Annotated in this window: 19 protein-coding genes; 18 read left to right on the forward strand and 1 reads right to left on the reverse strand. The window is 60.3% G+C overall.

All coding sequences use genetic code 11. The features are described from left to right. The first annotated feature begins 6 nt into the window (after positions 1-6). The 11 genes from B5E56_RS08055 to B5E56_RS08105 all read left to right on the forward strand — a co-directional run bounded on the left by B5E56_RS08055 (position 7) and on the right by B5E56_RS08105 (position 10,941). On the forward strand, positions 7-549 hold the full coding sequence (locus B5E56_RS08055) for a hypothetical protein (RefSeq protein WP_087389299.1): 543 nt from the start codon (positions 7-9) through the stop codon (positions 547-549). A gap of 61 nt (positions 550-610) precedes the next feature. Then, positions 611-1,024: a Mini-ribonuclease 3 gene (locus B5E56_RS08060; RefSeq protein WP_087326564.1), complete on the forward strand. Its 414-nt coding sequence runs from the start codon at positions 611-613 to the stop codon at positions 1,022-1,024. Beyond that, entirely contained in the window at positions 1,015-2,739 is a 1,725-nt protein-coding gene (locus tag B5E56_RS08065; RefSeq protein WP_087389300.1) for an Rqc2 family fibronectin-binding protein, read from the forward strand. Before B5E56_RS08060 ends, B5E56_RS08065 begins: the two co-directional genes overlap by 10 nt. Before the next feature lie 24 nt (positions 2,740-2,763). Further along, on the forward strand, positions 2,764-3,453 hold the full coding sequence (locus B5E56_RS08070; protein ID WP_087266651.1) for a response regulator transcription factor: 690 nt from the start codon (positions 2,764-2,766) through the stop codon (positions 3,451-3,453). Positions 3,454-3,553: 100 nt separating this feature from the next. Then, a complete protein-coding gene (locus B5E56_RS08075; protein ID WP_087389301.1) occupies positions 3,554-4,474 on the forward strand; it encodes an ABC transporter ATP-binding protein in 921 nt (306 codons plus the stop codon). Next, the gene (locus B5E56_RS08080) at positions 4,467-5,222 is read left to right on the forward strand and encodes an ABC transporter permease (protein WP_087389302.1); all 756 of its coding nucleotides are present in this window, start codon (positions 4,467-4,469) and stop codon (positions 5,220-5,222) included. Before B5E56_RS08075 ends, B5E56_RS08080 begins: the two co-directional genes overlap by 8 nt. A gap of 24 nt (positions 5,223-5,246) precedes the next feature. Beyond that, a complete protein-coding gene (locus B5E56_RS08085; RefSeq protein ID WP_087389303.1) occupies positions 5,247-5,993 on the forward strand; it encodes a hypothetical protein in 747 nt (248 codons plus the stop codon). A 69-nt stretch (positions 5,994-6,062) separates the two neighbouring features. Then, positions 6,063-6,983: a sensor histidine kinase gene (locus B5E56_RS08090; RefSeq protein ID WP_087389304.1), complete on the forward strand. Its 921-nt coding sequence runs from the start codon at positions 6,063-6,065 to the stop codon at positions 6,981-6,983. A gap of 189 nt (positions 6,984-7,172) precedes the next feature. After that, positions 7,173-8,030, forward strand: a complete 858-nt coding sequence (locus B5E56_RS08095; RefSeq protein WP_087266644.1) for a sulfide/dihydroorotate dehydrogenase-like FAD/NAD-binding protein — start codon at positions 7,173-7,175, stop codon at positions 8,028-8,030. 15 nt (positions 8,031-8,045) lie between these two features. Then, on the forward strand, positions 8,046-9,443 hold the full coding sequence (gene gltA, locus B5E56_RS08100) for an NADPH-dependent glutamate synthase (RefSeq protein WP_087326543.1): 1,398 nt from the start codon (positions 8,046-8,048) through the stop codon (positions 9,441-9,443). A gap of 160 nt (positions 9,444-9,603) precedes the next feature. Next, on the forward strand, positions 9,604-10,941 hold the full coding sequence (locus B5E56_RS08105; protein WP_087188949.1) for an MATE family efflux transporter: 1,338 nt from the start codon (positions 9,604-9,606) through the stop codon (positions 10,939-10,941). A 68-nt stretch (positions 10,942-11,009) separates the two neighbouring features. On the opposite strand, the gene B5E56_RS08110 is transcribed toward B5E56_RS08105, so the two are convergent. Then, on the reverse strand, positions 11,010-11,963 hold the full coding sequence (locus B5E56_RS08110; protein ID WP_087389305.1) for a LysR family transcriptional regulator: 954 nt from the start codon (positions 11,961-11,963) through the stop codon (positions 11,010-11,012). A 198-nt stretch (positions 11,964-12,161) separates the two neighbouring features. Here B5E56_RS08110 and B5E56_RS08115 point away from each other — a divergent pair, with 198 nt between their 5' ends. From B5E56_RS08115 to B5E56_RS08145, 7 genes are all read left to right on the forward strand, one after another. Beyond that, positions 12,162-13,433, forward strand: a complete 1,272-nt coding sequence (locus tag B5E56_RS08115) for an MFS transporter (RefSeq protein ID WP_087266640.1) — start codon at positions 12,162-12,164, stop codon at positions 13,431-13,433. A 29-nt stretch (positions 13,434-13,462) separates the two neighbouring features. Further along, a complete protein-coding gene (locus B5E56_RS08120; RefSeq protein ID WP_087389306.1) occupies positions 13,463-14,740 on the forward strand; it encodes a DUF362 domain-containing protein in 1,278 nt (425 codons plus the stop codon). Continuing rightward, positions 14,724-15,008 carry a hypothetical protein gene (locus B5E56_RS08125; protein WP_087187972.1) on the forward strand — a complete coding sequence of 95 codons (285 nt, stop codon included), beginning with the start codon at positions 14,724-14,726 and terminating at the stop codon, positions 15,006-15,008. The genes B5E56_RS08120 and B5E56_RS08125 overlap by 17 nt, the downstream gene beginning before the upstream one ends. A gap of 268 nt (positions 15,009-15,276) precedes the next feature. After that, the gene (locus B5E56_RS08130; protein ID WP_087187973.1) at positions 15,277-16,239 is read left to right on the forward strand and encodes a 3-hydroxyacyl-CoA dehydrogenase family protein; all 963 of its coding nucleotides are present in this window, start codon (positions 15,277-15,279) and stop codon (positions 16,237-16,239) included. An 11-nt stretch (positions 16,240-16,250) separates the two neighbouring features. Further along, positions 16,251-17,480: an L-lactate MFS transporter gene (locus B5E56_RS08135; protein ID WP_087326528.1), complete on the forward strand. Its 1,230-nt coding sequence runs from the start codon at positions 16,251-16,253 to the stop codon at positions 17,478-17,480. Between the two features lies 1 nt (position 17,481). After that, positions 17,482-18,135 (forward strand): CoA transferase subunit A, encoded by a 654-nt coding sequence (locus B5E56_RS08140; protein WP_087389307.1) that lies wholly within the window; start codon positions 17,482-17,484, stop codon positions 18,133-18,135. Between the two features lie 13 nt (positions 18,136-18,148). Continuing rightward, the gene (locus tag B5E56_RS08145; protein ID WP_087389308.1) at positions 18,149-18,799 is read left to right on the forward strand and encodes a CoA-transferase; all 651 of its coding nucleotides are present in this window, start codon (positions 18,149-18,151) and stop codon (positions 18,797-18,799) included. The last annotated feature ends 1 nt before the right edge of the window (position 18,800 follow it).

The following is an 18,800-nucleotide window of genomic DNA, read 5'->3' on the forward strand; positions in this document are numbered from 1 at the left end:
CGGGGTATGGAGCGGCGGTTTTCACTGTGGGAGGGCCGGGGCTGGCTCACGGTGCGGGAGGAGCAGAACCGTGCGGTGTGTGCCGCACAGTTGCCTAACGACGGCAAAGGACTGTACAAGTGCTGGCTTACCGGAGGGGGAGGAAAAGCCCTGCTGGGCACCTTTGTGCCCCAGGGCGGTGTCCTGCGGTTGGAGCGTACCTTGACGATCAGCGAGCTGGAGCGGCAGGGTGTCTGGCCGCCGGAGGGCGGTCAGGCCGTACTGGCATTCTCTTTTGATGGAGCAGAGAAGCTTCCGGCAGGGTGGCAGCGGGAAGACAATCCCGGCCGGCTGATGGGGGAACCGCTGCTGGCTGCTGCCGCCAGAGGTCCTGCCCTAATCTGTCGGGACGAGCGTGGCTTTCTCCTGGCCTATCTGTATCAGAAGGACCGGCCTTTTCCGTTGACGCCGCTGTTTTGTTTTGCACGGCTGGAAACGCTGGAGGGGCGGGATTATCTCTGTTTTCCCTTCCGGCCCGGCGGCTGCCCCCGGCTGGACGATCTGTTGTAATTTCTCTTTGTTTGCGCTATACTGACAGAATGAGATCCTATTTACAAATGAGGAATGAACTATGATCGATTATTTTCATCTCAATGCCGGGCCGGAACTGATCCAGGGGATCAGCAGCTTGGGGCTGGCCCATCTGGGGGATGGTGTGTTTGAGCTGATGGTGCGCTCCTGGCTGTGTCTCCACGGCAAGGCCACCTCCAAGGGCCTCCATCGGGCCACTGTTCGCTATGTGGCGGCTCCCGCCCAGGCCAGAGCAGTGGAGAAGATCCTCCCCCTGCTGGAGGAGGCGGAGCAGGACGTGTTCCGCCGGGGCCGCAATACCAGCCCTCACAGTGTGCCCCAGAATGCCAGTCGGGCGGACTACCAGGCCGCTACCGGCCTGGAGGCTCTGTTCGGATGGTTGTGGCTTCAGGGTCGCACCGACCGGCTCAATGAACTGTTTGCCGTAATGATGGAGGAAGAGGAATGCCGTTAGACGCACTGTGCCTGACCGCCGTGGCGGAGGAGCTTCGCCGGGCCGTGGTAGGGGGGAAGATCGACAAGATCTATCAGCCTACCCGGGATGAGATCGTGCTCTTCCTCCGGGGGCAGGGCGAGAATCTGAAGCTGCTGCTCTCTGCCAATCCCGGCCACCCCAGGGCCCACCTCACCACCCTGAATCGGGAGAATCCGGACAAGCCCCCTATGTTTTGTATGCTGCTGCGCAAGCATCTGCTGGGCGGTCGCATTCTGGAGCTGAACCAGCCCCCCCTGGAGCGTATCCTGGACTTCAAGCTGGAGACTATTGACGAACTGGGGGACCGGGTGGAGCGCCGTCTGGTGCTGGAGGCCATGGGCCGCTCCGCCAACCTGATCCTGTTGGACGGGGAGGGGCGCATCATTGACTGTATCCGCCGCATTGACGGCGACCTGTCCAGAGGACAGCGCCAGGTGCTGCCCGGCCTGTTCTATCGGCTCCCTGCTCCGCCTGCCAAGCTGAATCCCTTTACACTGGATGAGGGCGGGCTGAGGGCGGCCCTGGATAATCCCATGGGAAAAGAGCCGGAAAAGCTGCTGATGGATACCTTTACTGGCCTTTCACCCCTGATTGCCCGGGAAATCGTGTTCCGGGCCGGAGGGGAGGAGGGCCTGGTTCAGGAGCTGCTCAAGCTGCAAAATATTGTACAGCAAAATAGCTTTACAGCTTATCTGCTGGTGCGGGAAGGCAAACCGGTGGATTTCTCTTTCCTGCCCATCCTCCAGTACGGGCCGGAGACCGAGAGTATCCGGCAGGACAGCTTTTCCGCTCTGCTGGACGGCTTCTATGAGCGCCGGGAGGCGGCGGAGCGGGTCAAGCAGCGGGGCCAGGATCTGGTGAAGGCGGTGACCAACGCCCGAGACCGTACCGCCCGCAAGCTGGCCAACCAGGAGAAGGAGCTGACTGCCACCTTTGACCGGGAAAAGCTGCGGGAGCAGGGAGACATCATCACCTCCAATCTCCACCGGATGGAGAAGGGGATGGCGGTGCTCCATGCCCAGAACTTCTACGACCCGGACTATGGTGAGATCGACATCAAACTGGACCCACTGCTCACCCCTCAGCAGAATGCCGCCAAATATTATAAGGACTACAACAAAGCCAAGAAGGCGGAGGAGATGCTCACCATCCAGATTGAGAAGGGCGAGCGCGAGCTGGAGTATCTGAACAGCGTGCTGGAGAACATCCGCCTGGCGGAAGGGGAGCGGGACCTGGGCGAGATCCGCCAGGAGCTCACCGACACCGGCTATCTCCGCCGGGCCAAGACTGCCGCCAAGCGGGAGAAGCGGGTGGCGGGCAAGCCCATGGAGTTCCGCTCCACCACCGGCCTACGCATCACCGTGGGCAAGAACAACAGCCAGAACGACCAGCTTACCACCAAGATGGCTTATAAGAGCGACATCTGGCTCCACACCCAGAAGATCCATGGCTCCCATGTGATCCTGTGGTTGGAAGGAGGGGAGGCCGACGCCCAGAGCCTCACCGAGGCGGCCATTCTGGCGGCTACCTTCTCTCAGGCGGGGGACAGCACCCGGGTGCCGGTAGACTACACCCCGGTGAAGTATGTGAAAAAGCCCGCCGGGGCCCGGCCGGGCATGGTGGTGTATACCACCTATCAGACCGCCGTGGTGGACCCGGACCACGAGCTGGCCAAGCGCCTGCGGGTGAAATAACCGGGGACCAGGAGGAGATCATATATGGAGACCTGCCACATCCTGGTGGTGGAAGACGACCAGGACATCAATAACCTGCTGTGCAAGATCCTGACCGGGGCGGGCTATGACTGCCGGCCCGCTTACTCGGGCAGTGAAGCCGCCCTGTGGGCGGAGCAGTATGACTATGATCTGGTGCTGCTGGACCTGATGCTCCCCGGCATGACCGGGGAGGAGTTTATTGCCCAGCTCCGCCGGCGTAAAACCATGCCCATCATCGTTCTCTCCGCCAAGGCGGGGCTGGAGGATCGGGTGAACGTGCTGCGGCTGGGGGCGGACGACTTTATTCCCAAGCCCTTCGACAACGCCGAGGTGCTCGCCCGGGTGGAGGCCCAGCTGCGCCGGTACAAACAGTTTGACCGGGGGAGCGGCGGGGCTGTGCTTACCCACGGGGACTTGGTGCTGGACAAGGAGGGTGTCACCGTCACCGCCGGCGGCAAGCCGGTGACCATCACCGCCCGGGAATTCCGCATTTTGGCCCTGTTGATGGAGCATCCCAAGAAGGTTTTTACCCGGGAGGAGCTCTACCAGCAGGTGTGGGGCGGGGAGTATATGGGGGACGACAATACGGTAAACGTCCACATCTCCAATCTGCGGTCTAAGCTGGCAAAAGCCAGCCCCACGGAGTACATCAAGACGGTGTGGGGTATCGGCTTCAAACTGAACGATTTATAAGATCACACCCAACTTTAAACATTCTTCACCTTTGCTTAAAGCCCGGTTATTGACTTGCCTGTATACTGGCATCACAAACCAAGAGAAAGGCTGATGCCCTATGACAGATACCGTATTACACACAAAGGGCCTGACCAAGCGGTACGGGGCCCACACTGCGGTGGACCGGGCGGAGCTGACGGTGGAGAAGGGCCAGATCTATGGCCTGGTAGGCCGCAACGGCGCCGGAAAGACCACCATCATCCGCATGGTGACCGGTCAGACCGTGCCTACGGCGGGGGAGATCTCCCTCTTCGGGGCCACGGGTAAGGACCTGATGAAGGTGCGTGCCCGCACCGGGGTCATGGTAGAGACCCCCAGCTTCTATCCCTACCTCACCGCCCGGCAGAACCTGGAATACTACCGCATCCAGCGTGGCATCCCCGGCAAGGGAACGGTGGACCAGGTGCTGGAGGAGACCGATCTGGCCAACACCGGAAAAAAGATCTTTAAGAACTTTTCCCTGGGCATGAAGCAGCGGCTGGGCCTGGCCCTGGCGCTGATGAACCGGCCCGACTTCCTGCTGCTGGACGAGCCCATCAACGGTCTGGACCCGGAGGGCATTGTGGAGTTCCGTAACCTGCTGCTCAAGCTCAATCGGGAGCGGCAGACCACCATCCTCATCTCCAGCCACATCCTGCCGGAGCTGGCCAACCTGGCCACCTGCTACGGCTTCATCGACAACGGGGTCATGCTGGAGCAGATCACTGCCCGGGATCTGGAGGAGAAGTGCCGGGCCTGCATCGAGGTGGGGGTGGAGGACCCCTCCGCCGCCTCCCTGGTGCTGGAGCAGAAGCTGGGTACCCGGGACTACGAGGTGCTCTCCGGCGGTATCCTGCGGCTGTACAGCTTCCTGGACCAGCCCCAGACAGTGGCAAAGGTGCTGGTGGAGGGCGGCGTGGCCCTGCGCTCCCTGGAGAGCCGGGGGGCCAACCTGGAGGACTACTTCCTGTCCATGATCGGAGGTGTCTGCCATGCGTAACTATCTGGCCGCTGAATGTTATAAAGTATTCCGGAGAAAGTATCTCTACCTGACCCTGCTGGTGGTGCTGGCCCTGGAGGGGCTGATGCTGTGGGGGTTCTGGTTCACCTGGTCCAACGGCAACACGCAAATGGACTTTTATTCCGCTGTCATCATGATCCCCATGATGCTGAGTGTCGGACTGTACGCCACCATCCTCACCGGCGACATGGTCTTTTCCGAGCAGTATAAGCACAACACTCTGAAAAATGAGGTGTCCTACGGCGTGTCCCGGGTGCGGATCTACCTGGGCAAGCTGGCGGTGGCTACCCTGGTGGCACTGCTGGCGGCGGTGGTGATGGTGGCCCTCTATATGGCAGGCTGCTGGGTGCTGCTGCCCCACAATGAACTGGACCAGACCGGTCTGGCACTGGTGGGCTACACCCTCGCCGGTGCGCTCCCCCTGTGGCTGGGAGCCCAGGGCGTGGTACTGGCCTGTTATTTCCTGGTGCGCAACACCACCTTGGCCGCCTTTGTGGCGGTGGCCCTGCTGGGTGTGGTGCCCTCCATCCTCCAACTGTGCGGTCTGCTCATCCATCCGACCTTTGAAATGATCCGGCAATTTATGCCCGCCGTTATGCTGGAGCAGCTGCATCTCTATGCCTTCCAGTGGGACTATGTGGGCCGGTGCTGGGTGGTAGGCCTGGTGGTGCTGGCGGGGTCCATTTTGGTAGGCCTGCTGGCATTTCGGAAAAAAGAGATTCGCTGACAGACAGCGCCGGGAGGGAGACATATGCTCAACTACATTAAGGCGGAGCTGTGGAAGGCCTTCCGGCACAAGGGAATCTACGGGCTGGTTCTCTTTCTGGGAGTGTGTACCGCTCTGTTCACCTTTATGATGCTGGAGGCTGACGACTTTTCCCAAATGGCCTCCGCTGCCTCCACTACCATGCTGCTGGGGATGCTGGTTGCCCCGCTGCTTACCCAGATCGTGGACGGCAAGGCCCTGGGGAGCTTAAAAAATGAGGTGTCCTTCGGGCTGAGCCGGGGACGGATCTACTGGGGCAAGCTGTTGGCCGGATTGATGCTGGGGCTGGTGCTGTGCCTGCTGCTGTTGGGAAGCTACCTGCTGGTGGGTTGGCTGGCCCTGCCTCACTACTCCCGGGAGGCCGATTTGGTTGCTTTGGCGGTGGTAGGCTTCTCTTTGCTGGGGGCCCTTCCCGTCTGGTGCGGGATATATAGCTTGTGCCACATGATGGCCCTGCTCATCCCCAGCACGGCGGCATGGATGGCGTTCTATTATATCCTCAGCTTCTTTGGCCAGCCTGTGCTGGTGGCCCTGGCGGCCATAGGTACCGAGGGCCGGGTCGGCAGTTTGATTCAGGCGATTTTAATGCCAGCATCCCTGCTGATGCCTGATTTTCTGTCCGGCTGGCTTACCTGGGAGTACCAGTTCTGGTGCTGGGCTGTAGGGATAGGCTGGCTGGTATTTACCACAGCGCTGGGCCTGCTCTGGTTCCGGCGGCGGGAGATCAAGTAAAAAGAAACTTTTCCACGGGCGTGCCGCTTCCTGCGGCACGCCCGCTTGGGCTGGAGAGGAGATGGGACCATGGCGATCATCCTTTGTATCCTGCTGGCCGCAGTATGCGCCGGACTGGGCCTGTGGGTTTGGACACAGTACCGGGCGTTAAAAGAGGCGGCGGAGCAACTGCGGGAGCTGACCCAGGGAGACAGCACCGCACGGCTGCGGATGGCGGTACCCAACCGGGCGGCGGAGGAACTGTTGGAGGGGGTCAACCACCTGCTGGAGCTGCGGCGGGAGGACCAGTCCCGCTGGCTGGAGCGGGAGCGCTCCCTTCGCCAGCAGATTGCCAACGTGTCCCACGACCTGCGTACCCCTCTGACCTCCATCCTGGGCTATCTTCAGCTGCTGGAGGACCCTTCGCTGCCGGAGGGAGAGCGGAGGGAGTACCTTGCGGTGGTGGAGAGCCGGGCCAAGGCATTGCAGAGTCTCATCACCGGCTTTTATGACCTGTCCCGGCTGGAAGGGGGAGAGTATCCTCTGGAGCAGGAACCGGTGAATCTCTATACCAGCCTGTCCGGTTTGCTGGCCGCCTTCTACAACGACTTTACCGACCGGCACTTTGATATGACAGTGGAGTTGTCTGAGCATCTGCCGCCGGTGCAGGCAGACAACGGCGGCGTACTGCGGGTATTCACCAATCTGATCCGCAATGCCCTGGACCACGGACAGGGGAAGATGACCGTCCGGCTCTGGCAGGAGGGGGACAAGGTGGTGAGCCTCTTTGCCAACGAGACCGATGAGCTGACGGCGGAGGACCTGCCCCATATCTTCGATCGCTTCTTTACTTCCGATAAAATGCGCACCGGCCGCAACACCGGTCTGGGCCTGGCCATTGTCAAAACTCTGGCGGAGCAGATGGGCTGCCAACTGACCGCTGAACTGGAAAACGGTATGTTTGCCATTCGGGTACAGTGGCCCCTTTGGCAGGGGCGAAGCTTTGGATGATGTGCCAAAGGCGGTGATTGCCGCTTGACAAAGTAAGGGAAAACTGATATCGTTTATCCGTATGACTGGAAGGCCGCAAACCATTGGGGCTGTAAGGTTTTCTAAACTGGGCAGTCATAAAAATGGCGGAAGCGGCCGTGACGGGAAACCGTGCCGCAGATTGTTATTGAGAAGAAGAGGTTGAATACTATGGTAAAGATCGTACGCAAGAAGGTGCTGAACCCCAGCGTTACCTTGCTGGAGGTTGAAGCCCCCCTGATCGCCAAGAAGGCGCGGGCGGGACAGTTTATCATTCTGCGGCTGGATGAGCAGGGTGAGCGCATCCCCCTGACCATTGCCGACTATGACCGTGAGAAGGGCACCATCACCATCATCTTCCAGAAGGTGGGCCTGACCACCGAGCTGCTGGCCGACCTGAATGAGGGCGACCACATCCAGGACTTTGTGGGTCCTCTGGGCCTGCCCACCGAGCTGCCTGAGGGCGCCAAGCGCGTCTGCGTGGTGGGCGGCGGCGTGGGCTGCGCTATTGCCTATCCCCAGGCCAAGACCTGCCATGCCGAGGGCCTGGAGGTGGACGTGATCGCCGGCTTCCGCTCCAAGGATATTGTCATTCTGGAGGACGAGTTCAAGTCTGTCAGCGACCACTGCTACATTATGACCGACGACGGCTCCTATGGCGAGCAGGGCTTCGTTACCGTCAAGCTGAAGGAGCTCATTGACTCCGGCATCCACTATGATGCTGTCATCGCCATCGGCCCCATCCCCATGATGAAGTTTGTGTCCAAGACCACCGAGCCCTACGGCATCAAGACCATCGTCTCCCTGAACCCCATCATGATCGACGGCACCGGTATGTGCGGCGGCTGCCGTGTCACCGTGGGCGGCAAGATGAAGTTTGCCTGTGTGGACGGCCCCGACTTCGACGGCCACGAGGTGGATTTTGACGAGCTGATGAACCGCAACGCGGTTTACCGCGCCCAGGAGGCGGAGGAGAAGGAGCGCCACGCCTGCCGTATGGACCAGCTTGCCAAGGAAATGATCCAGTAAGGAGAGACTGATACAATGCCTAATATGAGTTTGAAGAAGGTCCCCATGCCGGAGCAGGACCCCAATGTACGCAACCATAACTTCCAGGAGGTCTCTCTGGGCTACACTGCCGAGATGGCCATGGAGGAGGCCGGTCGCTGCCTCAACTGCAAGCACAAGCCCTGCGTGGGCGGCTGCCCGGTGAATATCCGCATCCCTGAGTTCATCGCCAAGGTGGCCGAGGGTGACTTCAAGGCCGCCTATGAGATCATCTCCGACACCAACGCCCTGCCCAGCGTCAGCGGCCGTGTGTGTCCCCAGGAGAGCCAGTGTGAGGCCCGCTGCGTCCGTGCCATCAAGGGTGAGCCGGTGGCCATTGGCCGCCTGGAGCGCTTTGTGGCCGACTGGTACCGGGAGAACATCAACGCCATGCCTGAGAAGCCCCAGAGCAACGGCATCAAGGTGGCGGTGGTGGGTTCCGGTCCTGCCAGCCTGACCTGCGCCAGCGATCTGGCCAAGCTGGGCTATCAGGTCACCATGTTTGAGGCCTTCCATACCGCCGGCGGCGTGCTGGTGTACGGCATCCCCGAGTTCCGTCTGCCCAAGGCCATCGTGCAGAACGAGGTGGACAAGCTGTCCGCTCTGGGCGTGGATCTGGAGACCGACATGGTCATCGGCAAGACCTTCGACATCGACGAGATGTTTGAGGAGGGCTATGAGGCCGTGTTCATCGGCTCCGGCGCCGGTCTGCCCATGTTCATGGGTATCGAGGGCGAGACTCTGGCGGGCGTGTATTCCGCCAACGAGTACCTGACCCGTATCAACCTGATGAAGGCCTACCGGGAGGGCTACGACACCCCCCTGAAGATCTCCGGCTCTGCCGCCATCATCGGCGGCGGCAACGTGGCCATGGACGCCGCCCGCTGCGCCAAGCGTATGGGCGCCAAGCACGTCTATGTCCTCTACCGCCGGGACGAGGAGGAGATGCCCGCCCGTAAGGAGGAGGTCCACCACGCCAAGGAGGAGGGCATCGAGTTCATGCTGCTCACCAACCCTGTGCGGGTGCTGGACGACGGCACCGGCAAGGTGGGCGGCCTGGAGTGCGTCAAGATGCGCCTGACCGCCCCTGACGAGAGCGGCCGCCGTGCCCCCAAGGTGGTGGAGGGCTCCAACTTCGTGATGGACGTGGACACTGTGGTCATGAGCCTGGGCACCAGCCCCAACCCCCTGATCCGGTCCACCACTCCCGGCCTGGAGACCAACAAGAAGGGCTGCCTCCAGGTCAACGAGGAGACCATGGAGACCAGCCGGGAGGGCGTGTACGCCGGCGGCGACGCGGTTACCGGCGCGGCTACCGTGATCCTGGCCATGGGCGCCGGCAAGAAGGCTGCCGCCTCCATGCACGAGTATCTGACCAAAAAGCACAGCAAATAAAAGTTCAGCGGGGCCCGCCGGATTCCGGCGGGCCCCGCTTTATTTGATATGAAATTGGTTACTAAAAAGAAAGTGACTGAGCAAAAGGTGGGGATTGCAGGGAGAAGGACGGCGCGGTACACTATACCATGTATGAGAAAGAGAAAAGGAGAGGATGGGTATGCCCGCCCTTCAGAACAATCTGACCGAGGGGAGTGTCAGCCGCAAGCTGATTCGATACGCCATGCCCCTGGTGGCATCCAGCCTGCTGCAGGCCATCTATTCCATCACGGACATTATCATCGCCGGTCATTTCATCGGAGATAACGGTATCTCCGCCATCAACACCTCCAGCGTCATCATGAATATGCTGACCCAGGTGGCCATAGGCCTGACGGTGGGCGGCAACATCCTGGTGGGCCGCTACTTTGGCAGCGGCGCGGACGAGGAGCGCAAGAAAGCGGCAGGTAATACCTTCACGGTGGGCGTTATCACCGGTATTTTGTTTACCGTGGCGATTTTGCTGTTGGGCCGGCCCTTCCTGACGCTGCTGAAAGCCCCTGCCATGGAGGATTCGGTGGCCTACCTGGGAATCTGCGGCATCGGTCTGCTGTTCATCTTTGGGTATAACGCACTGTCGGCCATTCTGCGGGGGGTGGGAAATTCCCGCATCCCGCTGTACTGCATCATTGTGTCCGTCAGCCTCAATGTAATCCTGGACATTCTGTTTGTGGCGGTCTATGAGATGGGTGTGGCAGGCGCGGCTATGGCCACTGTAATTGGTCAGGCGGTGTCTTTTATAACAGCCCTGGTGTTCAGCCTGATCCATAGGGACAGCCTGGGCCTGCGGCTGAAGTACCTGCGCCCGGAGCGCCGCGTGGTGGGTATGACCCTGAAGCTGGGTCTGCCGGTGGCCCTCCAGTGGACCATCGCCAGCATTTCCTGGCTGGTGGTGCTGAGCCTGGTGAACAAATACGGTGTGGCGGTGTCTGCCGGTAACGGAGCCTCCAATAAAATCCGGGATTTCTGCCAGCTGTTCCTGTCCGCGCTCACCACCGGCGCCGGCACCATGTGCGCCCAGTGCCTGGGCGCCAAGATGTACGACCGGGCGGAGCAGGTGATGAAGACCTGTATGAAGCTGTCCCTGGGTATGGCGGCAGTCATCATCGTGCTGGCCGAGGTCCTGGCTCCCTGGCTGGTGATGATCTTCACCCCCGACCCGGAGGTTCAGCACTGGGCCGTCATCAACCTGCGGATTGAGATTGTATGCCAGCTCTTCTATGCAGGTATGTACACCTATAACACGTTGGCCACTGGTTCGGGCCACACGGTGTTTATTATGTGGAACTCCTTCCTCAACTGCATCGTGGTCCGTCTGGTGCTGGCGGTAATTCTGGAGCATTTTATGGGCATTTACGGTGTTTATCTGGCTTGCGGCATTGCGGTGTCCAGCTCGGTGCCGGTGGGCTGGTGGTTCTACCGCTCCAACCGCTGGAAAATCGCAAAGAACGTAGCATAACAGAATGAAAAAGTCCCCGCTGAGGACCTCAAATGGTCCTCAGCGGGGGCTTTTTATATGCGCTCAGATCAGATGGTGCTCTGGGATACACCGTCCGCAATCTCGGAGCGGACCTGCTCTATCAGTGCCTCATAGGCCCGGTCAATACCCTGCATATAGTCGCGCACAAAGTCCCGAAAGCGCTTGCCCTGAGCGTTCAGCGGACGGCGCTTGTGGTAGGCGATGCCGAAATAGGCCACCGGCGCGCCGTCGGTATAGGGACGGCAGACCACATCGTTGTGCTTGCCCAGCAGCCGCAGTTCCCGGTATTTCACTGACGGTACAATGGAGATGCAGCGGTTTGCCTCCACCAGGGAGAGCAGCAGTTCCAGGTGCCGCACATCGTAGTCGATGATGGGGTTGTTTCCCATTTTTTCTTCAGCGGCGCAGAAGGTGGTCCGGTTGACGCGGGAGCCGTCGATGGCCAGGTGCTCGCCCGCCAACTGCTGGCGGCTGATACTCTGGCAGCCGGCCAGAGGATGGGCGCGGTTGAGCAGCAGCACAAAGTCACACTCGTACAGCCGTTCAAAGGCCAGATCGTCTCCCGGAGGTTCCAGTACGGTGAGGGCCAGGTCTACCTCCTGGCGCTCCAGCATTGCGGTGACGGAGGGCAGATCGGCACGCTGGTGGTTGAGGCTGATATCCGGATTTTTCAGCAGGAACTGCTGCAGCATGATGGTATCGTCCACCATACAGGCAATGGACAGCGCTTCCGGGCGGTCGGCATTGAGATTGCGTACCTCCTGCACGCCTTTTTCCAGGGCGGACAGAGCATGGTCCACATAGTGCAGGAAGCACTCACCGCTCTGATTCAGAGTGATCTTACCCCTTCTGCGTTCAAACAACGGGACTCCTATCTCCTCCTCCAGCCGGGACAGGGAAGTGCTCAGATTGGGCTGGGACACAAACATGGTCTCGGCTGCTTTTGACATATTACCCAACTGGGCTACGGCAGAAAAGTACCGAAGCTGTGAAAGTTCCATGCCAAGTTTCCTCCTGGTAAGTATATGAATTGTTTATACTGTTGTAAACATTATATATTTTTCAAAAATGCTTGTAAAGCTTATACTGATAATCGCTCCAAGACGATCCGGAACGTCAGGCAATGCTACGCAAGAGGGAAGGGCAGGCGGAGCTGTCCGGTTTGCCCAGATGGAATGTGTAAAAAGGAATGTGAAAGTATGGAACAAACGAAGCGAGGCTTTGGTGCCTGGGGTTGGTTTCTGCTGATCTTCGGTTTGCTGATCTTCTTCAGCAACGGCGGCTTTTTTGCTGACGGCACCAACGTGATCTCTCCCGCAGTAGCGGAAAAGTTGAACGTGGATCAAAGTTTGATCCTTACCATGAACTCCATTGCCGGTGTGATTGGTGTTCTGGTGGCCATTGTGGCCGGCCAGGTGAATCAGCGCATCGGCCCCAGTAAGGTGGCTGCCGGCTGCCTGATTCTGGCGGGCCTGGGTCACATCGCTGCCGGTAACGCCGTGAACGTGCCCATGTATCTCATCGCCATGTGCTGCGTGGGCGGCGGCCTGAGCGCCGGCTCCTTTGTGGGCATCGGTACCCTGGTGGCCATGTGGTTCCCCAAGAAGCAGGGCCAGGCCATGAGCGTTGTGGCCATGGGTTCCAATCTGGGCACCATGCTCTTCGTCCCCCTGCTCACCGTGATGGTGGGCGCCATGGGCATCGGCACCAGCTCCATGATCTGCGGCATTGTGGCTGTGGTGGTGGGCGTGATCGGCGCCATCCTGCTGCGCAATACCCCCACTGAGCGAGGCCTGTATCCCGATAACGTCACTGAGGCCGAGTTCAAGGCTAACTACTCCACCAAGCCCCCCGAGGTTTCCGATGCGGGCTGGACCACCGGCAAGCTGCTGCGGACCAAGGAAGTGTGGCTGTGTGTGTTTGCCACCGGCCTGCTGATGCTGGTTCAGATGGGTATTATGACCCAGTTGGTTTCACGCAACATGGAGGTGGGCATGGATCTGGGTATGGCCACCGGCGTTATGAGCGCCATCGCTGTCATCGGCATCATCGGTTCGGTGATCTTCGGCCGCATCGTGTTTAAACTTGGCATCAAGAAGGCGGGCGTGCTCACCGGCGTTCTGTACATCATCGCCATGCTGTGTAACGTCAGCGGCATCATGCCTCTGGTGTGGGTGTCCCTGGTGATCATCGGCTTCCTGGGTGCTGCCGCTCCCAACCTGATGAACTCCGTTCCCGGCTCCGTGTTCGGCCGGGTGGGCTACGCCAAGGTCAACAGCGTGGTGTTCCCCCTGACCAGCATCATCTTCATGCTCAACTTTGCTGTCAACGGCCTGATCAAGCAGCTGTTCAACAGCCTGAGCGTGGCTTACATCGTTTTCGCGGTACTGGCCTTTATTTCCATCCTGCTGATTCTGGCTCTGCAGGATCACAAGTATGACCAGGACTACATGGCCGCCCATAAAAAGTGAGCGGTCCAAATACAAAAGGAGGTAACCCTATGAGCAAGAACTCTACTGTAGCCCTTGCCCACGGCATGGACGTTCAGGAAAATGTAACCCGCGTCTTTGATATGCTGGGCGGCGTCACCAACCTCATCAAGCCCAACACCACCGTAATTCTCAAGCCCAACGCCGGCCACGCGGCTCCCCCCGAGTTTGCCGTGTGTACCCACCCCGAGACCGTCCGCGCCGTGATCCACGAGGTGCGCAAGGCCAATCCCAAGCGCATCGTCATTGCCGAGTCCGCCGCTGTGGGCTGCGATACCATGGAGTGCTACGAGGCCTGCGGCATCGCCAAGATGGCTGCCGAGGAGGGCGTTGAGCTCTACGACATCAAGCGGGAGAAGGACCTGATCAATGTTGCCGTCCGGGACTACCGCTCCAATATCAGCCATGTGAAACTGCCCCGGCTGCTGCTGGAGGCCGAGCACATCATCAACCTGCCCATCCTGAAGGCCCACGCCAGCATGGTGTTCTCCGGCGCTCTGAAGAACATCAAGGGTGTGGTGCAGGATCAGGTCCACACCACCATGCACCGCCAGAACCTGACCATGGCCATGATGGATGTGTGGAGCGTCTGCCGGCCCGACCTGAACATCATGGACGTGATGAGCGCTGCCAGCGGCTACTCTCCCCACACTCCCACTCCCATTGAGCTGGACTGTGTCATGGGTTCCAAGGATCCCGTGGCCCTGGACCGCATCGCCTGCGAGCTGGTGGGCATCGATCCCGACGGCGTGAGCTACTTCAAGGTCGCCGATGAGGTGGGCCTGGGCACCACCAACCCCGATAACATTGAGGTTGTGGGCGATAAGCTGGCCGATTGCAGCAAGAAGATGTGGGTCCCCTACCTGGAGGACATCCGCAACCGCTGGCCCGAGTATGACGTCCACTGCGACGGCGCCTGCTCCAGCTGCCAGGCTCTGCTCACCCTGAACATGGAGACCCTGAAGGCCATCGGCATCTACGATGAGAACAAGGGCATGACCGTTGTGGCCGGCTGCGACAACAAGCTGGATCCCAACACCCCCGACAAGCAGATCATCCTCCACGGCAACTGTACCCGCCGGCATCTGAAGGAGCATCCCGATGCCTACTTCCTGCCCGGCTGCCCCCCCGGAGAGGGTTCCCTGTACATGACCGTTGTCCGCAAGGAGCCTGTCACCGGCCAGCCCGAGCTGATGCCCTGGATCCGCCAGCGCATGGAAGACGACGCTCCCGCCTGGCGTGGCTATGTTGAGAAAGAGGCCGAGAAGTTCTATGGAAGCAACAAATAATAATCAGGGCTATGTGTTCCTGGGGAACGCCCCGGAACTGATGAAGCTGCTGGAGGATATCTTTACCGACGAATTCATGCAGCGGAACACCCGCTTTGAGAACTTTGACGGGTTCAAATTCTCCAGTGCGGTGATGGTCAACTGGAAGGCGGATACCATCGTCTATGCGCCCCTTCTGCTGGACAGCTTTGTCAAGGAGAGCACCCAGTTTTCCAACTGGGACGAGATGGTGCGCGCCGCCACCAGCCTGCGCTATCACTGCAGCTGAGAGCGGGGAAGGGGAGGCCTGAACCCGTTCGGATACAGGCCTCCGCTATAATTCCACAGATGTTCTGCCGGGGCGGGATGGGATCACGCCCCGGCAGGGCGCAGGGCTTTGAAGTCCAAGAACGGGACGCCCTGCGCGGGAACAGAGTCAGCTTGCCCTGAAAGAGTGTCTTTCCAGGGCTCTGACTCTATTCTCGAACCTGGGTCCCAACGGACCGCCGGCGCCAGCACGCCGCCGGGTTACACAGTGAAAGGAGCTAGATTTACATATGAAACCGGAAGAGATCAAGCGAGTGGCCTGTGTGGGCGGCGGTGTGATCGGTTCCAGCTGGGCAATTCAGTTTGCCATGAAGGGCCTGGATGTGGTTCTGTACGATATCAATGACGAGCAGCTGGCCAAGAGTCAGGCTCAGATGCACAAGAGCCTGGATGCCCTGGAGCAGTTCAAGGCAGTGACACCCCAGCGGCGGCAGGAGATCGCCGACCGGGTGAAGCTGACCACCTCCATGGAAGAGGCGGTGAAGAACGCCCAGTTCATCCAGGAGAGCGGCCCTGAGCGGCTGGAGATCAAGCGGTCTATCCTGGCCCAGGTGGAGGAGTATGCTTCCGCCGACGCCATCTATGCCAGCTCCACCTCCGGCCTGTTGGTCAGTGATATTGCAGCCCAGGCGGCTCACCCGGAGCGGTGCGTGGGTGCCCACCCCTACAATCCCCCTCACCTGATTCCCCTGGTGGAGCTGACCTCCGGCGACAAGACCGATCCGGAGCTGCTCCAGCTGGCCTACGACTTCTATCAGTCCATCGGCAAGGAGGCGGTGCTGCTGCGCAAGGAGTGCCCCGGCTTTATTGCCAACCGGCTCCAGCTGGCCCTTTACCGTGAGGTGCAGGATCTGGTCATGCGGGGCGTGTGCTCCGTAGAGGACGCAGATAAGGCCCTGGTATACGGCCCCGGCCTGCGCTGGGCCATCTTCGGCCACAACATGATCATGCAGCTGGGCAACCCCGGCGGCCTCACCGGTATGGTGCAGATGCTGGGCAACTCCGGCGACCGCTGGCTGGCTGACATGGCCTCCTGGACCCATCAGCCCGATAACTGGGCCGAGGTGGCTCAGCCTGGTGTGGATAAGGAGATGGCCAATTTCCCCGATCACATCGGCCACACCAATGAGGACTGCGCCAAGTATCGGGATCAGATGCTCATTGAGCTGCTGAAACTCCACCGCAAGCTGTAAGAGGAGGTTTCATGGCTTTCCCGAAGGATTTTACCGCGTTTACCCGGCGGCGCTGGGTCTGTCTCATTTCCGCCATGGTGATCTGTGTCTGCGCCGGCTTCGGCTACGCCTGGAGCGTGCTGCAAAACCCCATTGTGACTCGTTTCGGCTGGGCTGACTCCGGCGTGGCCCTGGCCTATACCATTACGGTACTGTGTTCCACCATGGCGCCTCTGATCTTCGGCGGACTGATCCGCCGTATGTCCACCCGGGCCGGTGTGATCGTAGGTGCGATTCTCTTCGGCGGCGGACTGCTGCTGACGGGATGGATGAACCAGATTTGGCAGCTCTATCTGTTTTACGGTGTGATCTCCGGACTGGGCGTAGGTTTCATCTACCCCAGCATGATGGCCTATGTGGTGCGCCTCTTCCCGGACCGATCCGGACTGGCCTCCGGACTGGGCACCGCCGCCTACGGCTCAGGCGCCATTTTGTGGGCCCCTACCGCCGCGGCGCTGATGGAGGGTGTGGGCATGGACCGGGCCTTTCAGGTGCTGGGCATCCTCTTTGCCGTAATTATTTTGGTCGGCTCCCTGCTTCTGATTGATCCGCCCGAGGGTTTTCAGGCCGCTATGGCGCCCAAGAGCAGGGGGGAGCAGGGAGGGGCCGCCGACCTGAGACGGGGCCAGATGGTGCGTACCGGAACCTTCTGGAAGATGGTTGTGGTGTTCACCTGCGGCCTGGTGGCCGGCGTCATCGTCATCAGCCAGGCATCTCCCATCCTCCAGCAGTCCCTGGGCTATTCCTCCTCCAGAGCGGCCCTTTTCGTCAGCGTGTTTGCCGCCTGCAACATGGCCGGGCGCTTCCTGTGGGGCAGCCTGTCGGACAAGCTGGGACTGGTCAATACCGCTGGTGCGGTCTTTGTGCTGTGCATCCTGTCCATGGGCCTGCTGGCCGTGGTGGGGCAGGAGGTGTTGGTGCTGGTGCTGATGGGCGTGGCGGCCTCCTGCTATGGCGGCCTGGCCTCCATCCTCACACCCCTCACCGCCCGGATGTTCGGCCCCCGGTACATCACGGAAAACTACGGTGTGATGTATGTGGTGTTCGGTCTGGCCAGCCTGATCGGGCCCAGTTTGGCCACTACCTTTAAAACCATGGGAGGGGGAAGCTATACCGGAGCCTATGTCACTGCCGCGGTGCTGGCAGCGGTGGGCCTGGTCCTCTCCCGATTCCTGAAACCTGTGTCCCGCAAAGGAGAATGATATGGAACTAAGTAAAGTACGTACCATGGAGCAGATCATCGCCAGCTTCAAGGACGGCCAGACCATCGCCATCGGCGGCCAGACCAATCACTATATGCCGGAACGGCTGATTGATTGTGTGCTGGAGAGCGGGGCCAAGCATCTGACGGTGTACTCCATCGATTCCAGCGACCCCGGCATGGGCATCAGCCGCATCATTGAGGCCGGGCGGGTGGACAAAATGATCACCACCCATGTGGGGACCAATCCCCGTACCAACGCCCGTATTCAGGACGGCTCCCTGAAGGCCGAGCTTATCCCCATGGGTACCTTCATCGAGCGCATCCGCTGCGGCGGCATGGGCCTGGGAGGCGTGCTCACCAAGACCGGCCTGGGTACCGTGGTGGAGGAGGGCAAGCAGATCATCGAGGTCGATGGTCAGAAGTACCTGCTGGAGACCGCCCTCCACGCCGACGTGGCGCTGACCCGCTGCCGGAAGGCCGATCCTCTGGGCAATCTGGCCTATCGGGGCAGCAGCGGCCATGCTTCCCATCCGGTCATTGCCACCTGTGCCGACCTGTCCATCGTGGAGTGCGATCACTTCTGCGACCTGGGTGAGATCGGCCCGGATGAAGTAAAGGTGCCCGGTATGTTCGTGGACATGATTCTGGTGTAAGGAGGGGGAGCAGATGGACAACAGAAACTTTATCGCCAAGCGGGCTGCTGCCTACTTCAAACCCGGCGACGTGGTCAACCTGGGCATCGGTATCCCCAGCCTCTGCGGCAGCTATGCCGCCGAAGGGGTTCTGTTCCAGAGCGAGAACGGCTTTATCGGCATCGGCGCCACGGTGAATGAGGGCCTGATGATGAACGAGCGGTTCGTCAATGCCGGCGGCGTAAACTTTATCCCTGTCCCTGGCGCCAGCGCCTTCGATGTGGCCATGTCCTTCGGTGTCATCCGGTCCGGTCGGCTGGCTGCCACCGTGCTGGGCGGCCTTCAGGTATCCGCCAACGGTGATCTGGCCAACTGGGCCTCTCCCGGCCGGGCCTTCGGCATGGGAGGCGCCATGGACCTGTGCAACGGCGCCCGGAAGGTGATTGTGGCCATGGATCTGGTGGCTAAAAACGGTGCGCCCAAGGTGGTGAACCAGTGCACCATGCCCCTCACTGCCATCCACTGCGTGGACCACATCGTTACCGACCGCTGTGTCATCAACGTGACCCCGGAGGGTCTGGTGCTGGCCGAGATCCGCAAGGGCCATACCGTGAAAGAAATTCAGGCCGCTGTGGAGCCTAAGCTTCTGGTGGCCCCTGATCTGATTGTAATGGAGGAAGATTGAT

Origin of the sequence: Flavonifractor sp. An112 (assembly GCF_002161085.1) — a bacterium.
Classification (GTDB): domain Bacteria; phylum Bacillota; class Clostridia; order Oscillospirales; family Oscillospiraceae; genus Flavonifractor; species Flavonifractor avicola.